General features: G+C 36.1%; 13 protein-coding genes. 2 read left to right on the plus strand and 11 right to left on the minus strand.

Annotated elements, in window-relative coordinates; all coding sequences use genetic code 11:
- Window positions 1-138: 138 nt before the first annotated feature.
- The 11 genes from lacD to A3GY_RS10330 form a co-directional block, all read right to left on the minus strand.
- On the minus strand, window positions 139-1116 hold the full coding sequence (lacD, locus tag A3GY_RS0108905; protein WP_018031053.1) for a tagatose-bisphosphate aldolase: 978 nt from the start codon (window positions 1114-1116) through the stop codon (window positions 139-141).
- A 1-nt stretch (window position 1117) separates the two neighbouring features.
- The gene (locus A3GY_RS0108910) at window positions 1118-2050 is read right to left on the minus strand and encodes a tagatose-6-phosphate kinase (RefSeq protein WP_018031054.1); all 933 of its coding nucleotides are present in this window, start codon (window positions 2048-2050) and stop codon (window positions 1118-1120) included.
- Window positions 2051-2059: 9 nt separating this feature from the next.
- A complete protein-coding gene (lacB, locus tag A3GY_RS0108915) occupies window positions 2060-2575 on the minus strand; it encodes a galactose-6-phosphate isomerase subunit LacB (protein ID WP_018031055.1) in 516 nt (171 codons plus the stop codon).
- Window positions 2576-2601: 26 nt separating this feature from the next.
- Entirely contained in the window at window positions 2602-3024 is a 423-nt protein-coding gene (lacA, locus tag A3GY_RS0108920) for a galactose-6-phosphate isomerase subunit LacA (RefSeq protein ID WP_018031056.1), read from the minus strand.
- 205 nt (window positions 3025-3229) lie between these two features.
- Window positions 3230-3997, minus strand: coding sequence for a DeoR/GlpR family DNA-binding transcription regulator (locus A3GY_RS0108930; protein ID WP_026162003.1), 768 nt, complete (start codon window positions 3995-3997; stop codon window positions 3230-3232).
- A 168-nt stretch (window positions 3998-4165) separates the two neighbouring features.
- Entirely contained in the window at window positions 4166-6190 is a 2025-nt protein-coding gene (locus A3GY_RS0108935) for a UvrD-helicase domain-containing protein (RefSeq protein ID WP_018031059.1), read from the minus strand.
- 3 nt (window positions 6191-6193) lie between these two features.
- Window positions 6194-8434 (minus strand): AAA family ATPase, encoded by a 2241-nt coding sequence (locus A3GY_RS0108940; RefSeq protein WP_018031060.1) that lies wholly within the window; start codon window positions 8432-8434, stop codon window positions 6194-6196.
- 10 nt (window positions 8435-8444) lie between these two features.
- Window positions 8445-9218 (minus strand): type II toxin-antitoxin system toxin PezT, encoded by a 774-nt coding sequence (gene pezT / locus A3GY_RS0108945; protein ID WP_018031061.1) that lies wholly within the window; start codon window positions 9216-9218, stop codon window positions 8445-8447.
- The gene (pezA, locus tag A3GY_RS0108950) at window positions 9218-9694 is read right to left on the minus strand and encodes a type II toxin-antitoxin system antitoxin PezA (RefSeq protein ID WP_018031062.1); all 477 of its coding nucleotides are present in this window, start codon (window positions 9692-9694) and stop codon (window positions 9218-9220) included. The genes pezT and pezA overlap by 1 nt, the downstream gene beginning before the upstream one ends.
- Before the next feature lie 84 nt (window positions 9695-9778).
- Complete coding sequence (locus tag A3GY_RS0108955) at window positions 9779-10336, minus strand: TMEM175 family protein (protein WP_018031063.1); 558 nt, start codon at window positions 10334-10336, stop codon at window positions 9779-9781.
- 196 nt (window positions 10337-10532) lie between these two features.
- Complete coding sequence (locus A3GY_RS10330; RefSeq protein ID WP_018031064.1) at window positions 10533-10673, minus strand: YciI family protein; 141 nt, start codon at window positions 10671-10673, stop codon at window positions 10533-10535.
- A gap of 141 nt (window positions 10674-10814) precedes the next feature.
- On the opposite strand from A3GY_RS10330, the gene A3GY_RS0108965 reads away from it, so the two are divergent.
- Together A3GY_RS0108965 and A3GY_RS0108970 are read left to right on the plus strand one after the other, a co-directional pair.
- Window positions 10815-11324 carry a phosphatidylglycerophosphatase A family protein gene (locus A3GY_RS0108965; protein ID WP_026162004.1) on the plus strand — a complete coding sequence of 170 codons (510 nt, stop codon included), beginning with the start codon at window positions 10815-10817 and terminating at the stop codon, window positions 11322-11324.
- An 81-nt stretch (window positions 11325-11405) separates the two neighbouring features.
- A complete protein-coding gene (locus A3GY_RS0108970) occupies window positions 11406-12026 on the plus strand; it encodes a CPBP family intramembrane glutamic endopeptidase (protein WP_018031066.1) in 621 nt (206 codons plus the stop codon).
- Window positions 12027-12078: the final 52 nt, after the last annotated feature.

Here is a 12078-nt window from a genome sequence, read left to right on the forward strand (position 1 = left end):
TACACTACTCTCAAATCCATTTGTAGTCTTGCCTAATCGAATTAGTTACAATCCACTCTATTCTTGCTGATGAGACTATTATAGCATATTCTCAGAAAATGTAAACCCTTTCTTTTTAGAAAATGGTTATTCTTTATATTATTTTTCTAGCCAAGAAGTTGCTGTTTGAGACAAGACCGCATCCAGTCCTTCAATATTTTCACGACCAACAGTTCGTAACCATTCACGTGCTGCTTCTTCCCCCTGTTCAATATAGACTGGCACAGCACCTGCCCATGTTGCACGACCGCATAAGACACCGTTAAATTTTGCACCTGATTCATGTGCAAACACTAGTGTATCTTGGAAAAGCTTAGCTGAAACGCCTGCACTTAGATAAATGTATGGCAAATGAGTTGATGCTTCTTGTTGACGGAAATATTCGGCTGCTTCTTCTTTTGGATAAACGACTTCCCCTGTTCCAAAGCCTTCTACAAAATTCATGTTCACAGGTACTTCTACCTTGAGAACATCTACTCCAAAACGTTCATCCGAAAAGACTTTCATAGCTTCATTTACTTTTCTAGGTTTAACTTTCGCAAATTCAACACTGGCATTGTCTTCAATCGTTTCATCGTAGCTCAAAATTTCCAAGAAGAATGGCAAACCTTCTGCCTGACATTCTGAACCCAAACGTTCAATATAGGCCTGTTTTTGAAGATTGACGTATTTGTCTCCATCAACATCATAATAGAGTAGGAATTTAATGGCATCTGCTCCCTCTTCTTTTAGTCGTTTTACAGACCATTCTACTAGGCAATCTGGCAAACGACTTGTAGAGCTGGTGTCATAGCCAGTTTTTTCATAAGCCAAAAGTAATCCACATTGTTCATCACGGGCGCGTGAAGCTGGCAAACCAAATTCAGGATCTAAAAGAATAGAGGAAGAAAACTGTGTTAATTCTTCAGAAACTAGAGTTTTTAGCTCTTCCATCTGCTCCACAGTAGGTTCTTCTACTTGATGTTTTGCCATCATTTTTTTCAAGGCTCCACGTTGGTCGAAGGCAAGAGCTGAAATAACCCCTGCTTCATTGCTGACTTTTTCCATATATTTTCTTTTTTCTGCTGTTAATACCATCTTAAACCTCCTCGACTTCAATTTGAGAATACAATACTTCTGAATGTTCTAAGTTGACATAACCTGTCTGTTCTTCCTGAGCATTTAACATACCCAAAACATTTGCATTTTTTAGTAGTTCTACATCAGGTAATGCATGCGCCAAACTAGCTGCTATTCCTGCAACTGTTGAATCACCTGAACCTACTGGATTGACGACATTTATTTTTGGAATTCTGACACGATAGAACTTGTCATTGTGCTTGGCAAAAGTCCCCTTTGCACCCAATGATACGACTATCCATTCAATTCCTTGGAATAATTGACCTGACAGAACTGCTTTCAATTCTTGAGTATCATCTGTGACATCTTTTCCAATTAACTGTGATAACTCTTCTGTATTTGGCTTAATAACTGTCGGCTTCTGCTGACTTTCCAAAACTTTTTTCAGCGCCTCACCAGAACAATCCAGAACAACAGCTACACCGTATTTTTTACAAAGTTCTACAATTTCTACATAATAATTGCTAGCAAGTCCCTTAGGCAAACTTCCTGAAATAGCAACAACATCTACATTGTTCAGGATAATTTCTAGATGTTCGATAAAATTCAAGGCTTCATGTTCTTGAATAGTTGGTCCTTGTTCTAAAATCTCCGTCTGTTGACCATCGTGAAGGATCGCAATGCAATTACGTGTTTCATTCCCAATCTCCACAAAGGAATTTTTAATATCATTTCGAGTGAGTTGTTTCTTTACATAACTTCCAATCTCACCACCAATAAAACCAGTAGCCACAACATCTTCACCGATTTGTTTCAAAACTCGTGTCACATTGAGCCCCTTGCCTCCAGCTGTTTTTTGAACGTTTTCTACTCGATTGACAGTATCCAAATGAAAGGTATCCAATTGATAGGCAATATCAACCGACGGATTTAAAGTGATCGTCAAAATCATGTGAGCCTCCTAGTCGTGGTATTCTCCACGATCCCACTTTTCAAGAAATTCTGTAAAGAACTCTGGATTAGCCTGCTCTTGATTGAGCGTTTCAACTGCAGCAATCTTTTCGATCAAACGTTTGTTTTCTTCAGTTGGTTTGTATTCTGCTTTAATGAAGGCTTCAATGATGTCGCACATAAGCAACTCACCCGTAATTTTCCCACCAAAACCAATGACGTTGGCATTTAACTCTTCCTTAGCGTAAAGTGCAGAGGTCATATCACGAACCAAAGCTGATCGAACACCAGGAACCTTGTTTACAGCATTGTTGATTCCAACACCTGTTCCACAAATACAAATTCCCAAATCTGCTTGTCCGCTTGCAACAGCTTCACCAACTTTTTTACCAAAGATTGGGTAATGCGTACGGACATTGTCATATGTCCCAAAGTCCAAAACTTCATATCCTTGATTTTTCAAATAATCTACCACAGCGATTTTTTCATAGGTCACAATATGGTCACAACCGATTGCAATTTTCATCTCTTATTCTCCTTTGTTTACAACAATTAGCACATTTTATTTAGCATATCAACACGAATTTGGTGACGGCCGCCATCATACTCACCTTCAACAAATCCTTTAACGATATTTTTAGCAATTCCTTCTCCTACAATCTCACTACCGATTGTAATAATACGCGAATTGTTGTGTCCTCTTGTCATATAGGCAGAGCGTTCGTCTGAAACTTCTGCAGCAATCATGCCTTTGACTTTAGTTGCGGTCATAAATGGACCAACGCCATAAGCATCAATCACAATACCAAGATTTCCTTCTTCTTGATTGACTGCTGCAACTACCGCCAAAGTTGTATCAACAAAATCACTTCCATCACTGACATCTTTAAAGTCATATGATTTTTCTAGCAAATAATCTTTAATAACGTCTTTTAGTTTTGAGCCCGCTGGATCAGCACCGATAATGATTGTCATAACCTATCTCCTAACAAAAATAGAAAGTTGTAGCCATATGTGGCAGAAAATCGTTGTTTTGCAAAACTTAGAAAAAGCGTTTTCGCTTTTTATGTTTAAATTATACAATCAAACAAACATAAAGTCAACATATTTTGTTTTATTTTTGTTCATTTTTTTCTTATACAAACAAAAAACCAACATTTTGCTGTTGGTTTTGATAATTTTATGATTTTGTAGAAATAATTTCAATGTGGTTATGTAATAATTGGTAGTTTTCATCCTTTGCATTCATATCTGTCACTAGAGCAGTTACATCATTCAAATCACAAAAGGAAGTAAAATCATCTTTTCCAATTTTCGAAGCATCTAGCAGTAGATATTTTTCTAAAGAATGTTTAATGGCAAGGTTTTGCGTATAGGCTTCAGCGAGGGTGGAGGTCATGACATCAGTCCCCTTAAGTCCATTACCTGAAAAGAAGATCTTGCTGAATCGCATTTTTTCTAGACTTGTATTGGTAATTTCTCCTACAAACGATTCTGTTACTTGGCGATATTCTCCCCCCAAGAGAAAGACTTGAAACTCCTCGGTCTTCTTTTGAGATAAGATGGTAAAAACAGGCATACAATTTGTGATGACAGTTAGGCGAAGATTTTTAATGGCTTCAGCCAGAAAGGCAACTGTTGTGCCAGGACCTAAAAATACCGTGTCTCCATCTTCTATCAGTTGTGCAGCTCTTTCTGCTATCTCTTGCTTGGCTTCCTTATTTTGAATGTGTTTCTCAGAATGAGAATATTCACGATATTGAAAAGCCTTATTACTTCTAGCACCGCCGTGTATTTTAGTTAAGACCCCCTGCTCTTCCAACTCTATAAAATCACGTCGAACGGTCATATCAGTAACATTTAGCAATTCAACAATCTCAGAAATTCGAACTGTGCCTTTTTTGTTTACCAATCGTGTAATTTCTTCTAGTCGTTCTCGTTTATTCATGTTTAATCCTTTGTTGTTTTTTTACATTATATCAAAAATCAACTAGAATATGTTGGAATCTTGAACATTTGTTCGAAATTGATTGGAGGTTATTTTCTAGCATCGTTTGTTTGGAAGATATCACATTAGTGAAAACAACGAGAGCAGGAGTTCTAAAACGAAAGATCATTATGTTAATTTTTGAACATCGCCAAAAATATTTCCTATATTTTCTAACACATCTTCATAGGTATTAGAAATATAAATTACATGAAGATTTATTTTTGCTCTTGAGCACGCTACATAAAGTAAGTTACGAATTTCTTGAAATCTATTATCCTCAAAAGTTGTAGAATTATAATTTTTAAAAAAATATTTACAATAATCAGTTTTTCTAGCAAATTTGTCTTGCAGTACTACAACTACATTATCAAATTCAAGGCCTTTTGAACCATGTAATGTATAATAGCTAATTCCCTTATTTTTTAAGTCATCAAAAATATAATTATACCACTTGATAAATTGAGAAACATCTAGATTAAAAAATTCATCAATAACTGACATTTCTCTCTCCATTTCCTCCTCTGAATCCTGGAAATAATAAAAATAATCATAGGCACGATTCTTTATATTCACTAAAATGTTATCAGCAGTATCATCTATTGCGAATATTTTTCTTAAAATATCTTCACCTGAGATTCGTTCTCGAATATTAGCAATGTCATCAAGACATTCATTAATTGTCAGTTTTGAAAGATTAATTTTTCTTGAGCTACTAATAAATTGTTTCATCTCTGCAAATGTGAGTGTTGATTTATAAGAAGTTACAAACTGGACAATCTCTCTAACTGTTGAATTATCGTCTCCTGTCTTTTGAATAAAGTCTATGAAAGTTAATATTTCTCTTAAAAACCATCCCATATGTTGTAAGTTCTGCTGTAAAAATTCATTAGTCACATTTTCATAGCTAGTACCACTAAATCTAGGAAATTTTTTCAAAACTGACAATATTTCATCAAATCCTCGGGCCTTTGAAATATCATCATTTTTCATTAGTAGACAAGATGTATTATTAGCCAGGCTATTTTCCTGTAAAAAAGTATCTAAACTAAAGTCTTCGCCAGCTATGTAAAAATTATAAGATCCATTATCAAAATCACTATATATGGATTGTTGACCAAAATTGTCATTCCTAATTTTTTCAATCAACTCTACTATTTGCTTAGAAGAACGGCGATTGAAGATTTTCTCAATACTCTTATATTCTTCTTTATTTGGCAGAACACCTACTCCTGAACCATAAATATTTTGTAAGGAATCACCAAAAAATCCCACTACTAAGTTTTTCTTAGAATTTGAATATTCCCTGACGCTATTGATAATAGCAACAACCTTTTCATCTGTATCTTGATACTCATCAACTAAGATATACGGATATCTATCTGAAAATAGTCTCTTTAACAAATTATGACTCGTAATAATATTTTTACAATAAAGCAATAATGTATCATGACTAATTACATAATTCTCAAGCTTATCTTTATTTCGAATTGGATTATAGATTATTTTTCCGGATTTCTTATTCTCGATTTCCGTTAGTGCTATTTCTAATTTATACTTATTATTAATATGACTAACTAGACTACGAAACTTAGAAATATTTTTTAACAAACCATCTTTTTCAAAATAATCACTATAAGCTAGAATTGCTGCTTTAAAATCAACTGCAGGACTACTAGGTGTATTGTAGAAAACTTTCAAAAAGTCTTCATTACAGATAACTTTTTGAAACTCAATCTGATTCACATGACTAGATAGCGAATTTTCACTTATCTTTTGTTCAATTCCAGAAAGTTCCTCTCTAATTTTTTTCTTATGTTCTTCAGTCAGTAGTTCTTGCTGAATCGCAATAAATCCCCAAAGAAATTCATGAATTGTAGATACTACAACCGAAGTATTTTTTCCAACTCGATCAAGAATCTCATTTTTTGCAGCATTAGTATAAGTAATACACAAGATTTTTTGATTACTTAACTTTAAATTTTCTCCCCTCGTCTTCAAAATATGCTCAATTGATTTTTGAAGTGCATAAGTCTTACCTGCTCCTGCACCGGCATCGAAACAAAAGCTCTCAAAATTATCTAAACATTCATTAATTTCTTGCTGAATGTCTAACTCTAGCTGTTTATTTTCTGGACTAATCGTATATGTCATCGTTTACTCCTTGAAGTAATCGCAAAGCGACTTTAAACCTGATTCAATATATTTAGGAAGTTTGAGATTAAAAGTATCATCAGTTACAGATAGATATACTAACCCTGTAGAAAATTTTGATTTCCCATCAGATAATTTAACCTGGTACATATAAGATTTATCAACTATATTTGAAGTTTCATCAATATCCCCAAAATATTTCATATTCGGATGAACATATTTTAAAAGTTTAATCAAAGATTTCTTGTACAAATTTTCATCTCCATTACCTATTGCATTTGTTAAAACAACTGCTTCTTCAAAACTAGTAGCATAATATCCGTTTATAATGCCTTGGGAATATATCAAAATGTTGTTAAACTCAAAAGCCAACTCCTCTTTATTTGTAAGCATATCAATTATCTTTTCGTTAATTTCATTGCATTTAGCTTTGTCATTATTTAACTCTTTTTTTATAAAGTGCTGTATAGTTCCATTTGTACTCATCAAAGAATCTTTTAAGTCACCATATTTTGCTTCTAAATTAGCAATATTTGATGGAATAATATCAGGACTATCATTATCCTTTATATCCACTATTTTTTCGGATTCTGATCTTTTTAAATCTAAATCTGTAAAAATAACAGTCTTAATACCTAATAAATCTAACAAGCTAGTAAACTGATGTGCATATGCACCATCAATCCTATAAACTTTAACATGATGATTTTTCAAAACGGGATGTCTATCAATTTTGTATCTGAGATAAGTTTCTTCTGAAACTCCCTCAACTAAAACCACTGCATCCGCAAAGAAAATATCTGAAACCTCTAGCCTTAAATACTTCTTTATATATCTATAAGATTTTTTGTCAATACCTCTACCAGACACTATTTTGTCATCACTTATGTTTTTAATAATATTATTCACGCCTGCTTGACCTAAATAACTAATATTATTAAGAGTATTTCCTGATTGAATTTTACTGTTTAAAATATGTGTTGAGTGAGTCGTGATGATAATTTGAAATTTATCTAGCTGGTCTTTTTCTCTCAGTAAGGTGGCAATTGCTTTTGAAATGTTTTTTATAAATAATTCTTGCATCTGGGGGTGCATAAATGACTCTGGTTCTTCAATACAGAGAATATTTACTGAGCCATTAATATCCTTCTCACTATATAATTCAATATAGTCAACAATCTTTGCGATAATAACCATCAAATTTGTATAACCCATGCCAAACTGGCTTTCAGGTATATTGTTATTTCCCTCCTGATACTCATAAATAATGCTATTCTCAAAAATCTTCTCTAAAGTTACATCTGGATGCAAATTCATCTTTAAATTCTTAATTGACTCAATGCTAGAAACTGCATTTTGAAGAATATCCTTAATTTTGCGATCAACCATATTCTTTACTTGAGAATTAATACTACCAACTAAGCTATCAATTTCTGTAATATCATTATTTTTTACATAAGTTGAAACGATTTTATTGTAGGCTTGCGAAAGTGTCTTATCATTTTTTACCGTATTTGCTTCTATTGTCTCTACCTTTAGTAATGAAGATAGAGAAAATTCTTTAGCAGGCTCCTCTCTTCCCAGCGGATAACAATTTAATACAAAGTAATTACTGCTAAATAAACCTAAAAATTTTCGGTATTGAAGATCTTTTTGATATTGCTCGTTCCCCCCTAAATAACCTCTCTTAATTTTAACAAGTTCCTCTAAGAAAGACTGAACATCAGCAATTTCATACCTAACATCGACAGTTACTTCTGCAACCTCCTCACTTGCGTGAGTTCCAATTGTCTCTATCCCCCCTAGAATTAATATATCTTCGAAACTTGAAATCAAATCATTGCCATCATCAATTCCTAATACTAATTGAAACTCTAGTTTAGGAAAGTCAGATTTAGCAATACTTTTTATCTCTTCTTCGGATTTACTATCAATATTCTCTTTATACCAATCTGATAACATTTTTAAATTAAAATCTGTATACTTGAAAACATTTCTACTGCCAGACTTGGTATTTTGTAGTGTATGTAGTAATTTAACAATTGTACTTTTACCAGAATTATTTTTTCCTACGATTAATGATGAACTTTTTGATATATATTTTTCTGTTATACTTATCTTTTCCGACTCTGTTTCCGTTTCAGTACCTGACCTATCTGGCCATTTACTATGAGCAAAGTTAATAGTCTGAACGTCTTCGCCATATTTTCTATAATTTTTTATTGACAAACTTTTTAAATACATATCATATCTCCTACAAATTTTCTTTTATTACTGAAATCTCTCTTAACCGCTCTTGCCCCATCTTCAACATCTCTTCCTCGACTTTACTCCATTTTCCAAAGAGGCATTCTTGTAACACTTCTGCTGCGGAACCTTCATCGGTTTCAGAATCGTAGATACAAGTTCGATCTCTCTGATAAATCTGAATCTGGTCAAAGAGTTGCTCTCTTTCTAACTCCCTCAAGTTCTCAACCAAGTTCTCAACAATCCCATCATGGTGTTCTTTTGATGTTGCCCTGGCCTGATTAGGATCGATGACATAAAGTTCTTCGTAACGAATCAAGGTGCTGAGATAGGACAATTCTGGTTTGGTACCAATTACAGCTAAAGAAACTTGGTAACCTTTAGAAGCTAATAATTGAGCAGTCTGACGAGGAACTTGAGTGGTACGCAAAGTCCCTTCAATCAGCAAATGATAACCTTGTGTACTAAGTTCATCAACCAGATACTCTACCATTTTTCCTGCAAATCCCTTGGTATAGTCCACGCTGTCCTTGCCATACTTTTCTTGCAGTGCTAGGTAATTGGGGTGTTGAGAACGATAGCTGTCACCATCGATGATAATGATATTGCCTTGAAATTCCTTTTGTTTAATTCGATGAATCGTTGTCTTACCCGCTCCGCTTTGTCCACCAAGTAAGATAGCTTTCGGTTGGTCCGGAATAGTTTTTCCTCGGGTTAAGGCCCGAATGGTTCGCTGCAAGGCCTTCTGAAACTCAGCCTCACTAAATTCTTCCAGTCTCATTAAGCCACCACCCGATGATGCACCATGTCCAACATCCGCTCAATACCGTCTAAATAGCCATTGTAACGCTCGATTTCATCGAAAGTATCGACAAGATAAATTTTCGTATTGATCAATTCAGCCAAATCATCACTCATGAGAATCCAAGGATTGGCTTCATCATCAAAAGCAATATCCTGACTATCCTGATAACGATAGAGCTGGGATAAAATGGCTGCCCCACGTTCTTTAATGACTTCTACTTTTAAGGTCAATTGGTAATCTTCAACGGGTGTTAGCATTTTGTCCTCCCCTACAATATCGACATAAGAAATGTTAAATTCTTGGCAAATGCGATCGATCAGTTCTGTTGAAACGGTGCTGGTTCCATTTTCATACCGACTCAGGCTATTGCGGGAAATCCCAACCATTTCTGCAAATTCGGGCTGCGTCAAATGATGTTTGTGTCGTAAAGATTTTATATTGTCTCCAATCATAGATAATATCCTCCTCATATTTAATATCATTATAGCATAAAAAAGAACAAACGCACCAAATTTGGTGCGTTGCGTTGTTTGTAACTAAAGTGATCTCGGAATAATAAGCACAAGAGCCGTAATCAGCACGGACCACATCATAGCTGATGGGAAGACCGTCAGGGTTAGAATGAGGCCTAAGAGTTTGAGGGCGATGTCCAACACCATGATGCGATTATGGCCAAAGGCTAGGGTTCTTGCGACAGAATCTTCCGCTACTGCAGCCAGTTCTTGGTACATCCACACGTTTGTCAGGGAGACCAAGAGCACCACGATGCCGTAGAGGGCTTGTGCGACTGAGTTGTTAAAGTTTGTCGCTACGATATTAGTGGTATAGGGGAAGAAAGAGGAGAAAAAGAGCAGGAGCAGGGAAATCCACACCAGCTTATTATTGATTCTTGTAATATTGTCCCAGGTCCGATGCATATTGACCCACATGGTTCCAATCCAGAAAAAGGAGATGGTGTAGGCAAAGAGATTCATCCGCAAATCCCAGACGGCTGCCCAGGTCAAACTGGTCGGTTTTTCAAATTCCAAGATTAATATCGTCACGATAATGGCAATCACGGCATCCGTAAAAGCTACCAAGCGTTCTTTTGACATCGATTTCCTCCATTTCTTTTTCCATTATAGCATAGAAAAGGCTGCTATCTGGAATCTCGCAACTACTTTGGAGGTTTAGAAGCAGATAACTGGTGGCTTTCGCTTGCTGATGAAATCAAATACTGAAACACTTTCAAATCTGCTTTAGACTGCTGTTTTTCAGCCATTATCAACACAAAATGATATGGAAACTGTCTCAACTAATAAAGGCTGCTAAGCCATTTGCAGATTTCGTCGGGATAAATTCTATGATGTCATAGCTTGCCACCTCATGGATAAAAAACGGATCTTCTGCAATGATTTTTTGGATTTTTTCCTGTGACTCGGCTTTTGCCAAAAATAACCCCACCCACTCTGGGAACTTTGGCTATTTGCCAGAAACGATGGGTAACCGTAAGAAAACGAATTCTAGGCCAATTTCAAACGATTTTTTGCTATAATAATCTTGGAAGGATCAATGAAGAAAGGTAGGTAGATGATGAAATCAGACAAGGAACTCCGACTGAAATCGCTGGCGCTGTTGGAAGAGCGCGGAGTGGCTATTGCGGATATTGCGGACTTGGTCCTCTGCCTCCAGAATCAGTACATTGAAGATTTGACCTTAGAAGAGTGTATTGACAGTGTCAATGCGGTGCTGAGTAAGCGTGAGGTGCAAAATGCCATTATCACTGGCATCGAGTTGGATATGCTGGCAGAACAGAAAGAATTGTCCCAGCCACTCAATGATATTCTGATGGAGGATGAGGGGCTCTACGGGATTGATGAAATTTTAGCCCTGTCGATTGTCAATGTGTTTGGCTCGATTGGCTTTACCAATTACGGCTATATTGACAAGATAAAACCGGGCATTATTAAACAGCTTAACAGCAAGGACGGACAGCACTGCCATACCTTTTTGGACGATATTGTCGGTGCGATTGCCGCTTCAGCAGCCAGCCGAATTGCCCACAGCAGCCCTGATAAAAGCGCCATTACCAATCAAAACTAATGACTGAGGCTGTCCGTTCATTTGTTCTTTTTGCTGTAAATGTCCGCAGTTGCTTACAAAACGTGAAAGGAAGGTAGAATCATGTATGTTATTAGTCAAATGATCAGTTCTTTGCTGCAATTAGCTATTGTCTTGCTTTTGGCTTTCGTTTTAAAAGCAATCTTTCAAAAAAACAAGCAGCCTTATTTAGAATGGATTGGTCTTAAAAAAACAGCTATTGATTATAAAGCCATTTTGCTCATTTCTGCCAGTTATTTAGTGATTGCTCTGCTGCCTGCCGGCTGGCTTTATCAGGGTGGTCAAATGAATAATGCCGATGCTCTGACCGTCAAGGCCTATCTCGCAAATGGACTGGATGTTCAGACCCTTCTCGTTATCTTGCTTTGGGCGGTGATTCAAACCTCCCTTACCGAAGAGATACTCTTTAGAGGCTGTCTCCTAAATACCTTCAGACAGTTTACCAGTCCTCAAAAAGCCAATGTGATACAGGCGTTTTTGTTCTCCCTCATGCACCTCCCAGCGCTGACAAACTATGGTCTCCTGCCAATGGCAGTCATGGGGCTGATGACCTTTCCAATCGCCTACGCGCTAGGCTGGCTGGTTATCAATAGATCTCACTTCAGTATTATGAACACTTGGATCATCCACGCCAGCGTTAACGTGATTTCTCAAATAGGCATCTTGCTCTTTTACATTAAATAAATGTGCTTTAAACCAAAGGAAGTGGGACAAAAATCGGGATTTCGTAGACATC

This window comes from Streptococcus ferus DSM 20646 (assembly GCF_000372425.1).
Lineage (GTDB): Bacteria > Bacillota > Bacilli > Lactobacillales > Streptococcaceae > Streptococcus > Streptococcus ferus.

Excerpts from the sequence above, each read along its gene's own strand:
- lacD (WP_018031053.1), bottom strand. The coding sequence starts at position 1,116 with ATGGTATTAACAGCAGAAAAAAGAAAATATATGGAAAAAGTCAGCAAT.
- A3GY_RS0108910 (WP_018031054.1), bottom strand. The coding sequence starts at position 2,050 with ATGATTTTGACGATCACTTTAAATCCGTCGGTTGATATTGCCTATCAA.
- lacB (WP_018031055.1), bottom strand. The coding sequence starts at position 2,575 with ATGAAAATTGCAATCGGTTGTGACCATATTGTGACCTATGAAAAAATC.
- lacA (WP_018031056.1), bottom strand. The coding sequence starts at position 3,024 with ATGACAATCATTATCGGTGCTGATCCAGCGGGCTCAAAACTAAAAGAC.
- A3GY_RS0108930 (WP_026162003.1), bottom strand. The coding sequence starts at position 3,997 with ATGAATAAACGAGAACGACTAGAAGAAATTACACGATTGGTAAACAAA.
- A3GY_RS0108935 (WP_018031059.1), bottom strand. The coding sequence starts at position 6,190 with ATGACATATACGATTAGTCCAGAAAATAAACAGCTAGAGTTAGACATT.
- A3GY_RS0108940 (WP_018031060.1), bottom strand. The coding sequence starts at position 8,434 with ATGTATTTAAAAAGTTTGTCAATAAAAAATTATAGAAAATATGGCGAA.
- pezT (WP_018031061.1), bottom strand. The coding sequence starts at position 9,218 with ATGAGACTGGAAGAATTTAGTGAGGCTGAGTTTCAGAAGGCCTTGCAG.
- pezA (WP_018031062.1), bottom strand. The coding sequence starts at position 9,694 with ATGATTGGAGACAATATAAAATCTTTACGACACAAACATCATTTGACG.
- A3GY_RS0108955 (WP_018031063.1), bottom strand. The coding sequence starts at position 10,336 with ATGTCAAAAGAACGCTTGGTAGCTTTTACGGATGCCGTGATTGCCATT.
- A3GY_RS0108965 (WP_026162004.1), top strand. The coding sequence starts at position 10,815 with ATGAAATCAGACAAGGAACTCCGACTGAAATCGCTGGCGCTGTTGGAA.
- A3GY_RS0108970 (WP_018031066.1), top strand. The coding sequence starts at position 11,406 with ATGTATGTTATTAGTCAAATGATCAGTTCTTTGCTGCAATTAGCTATT.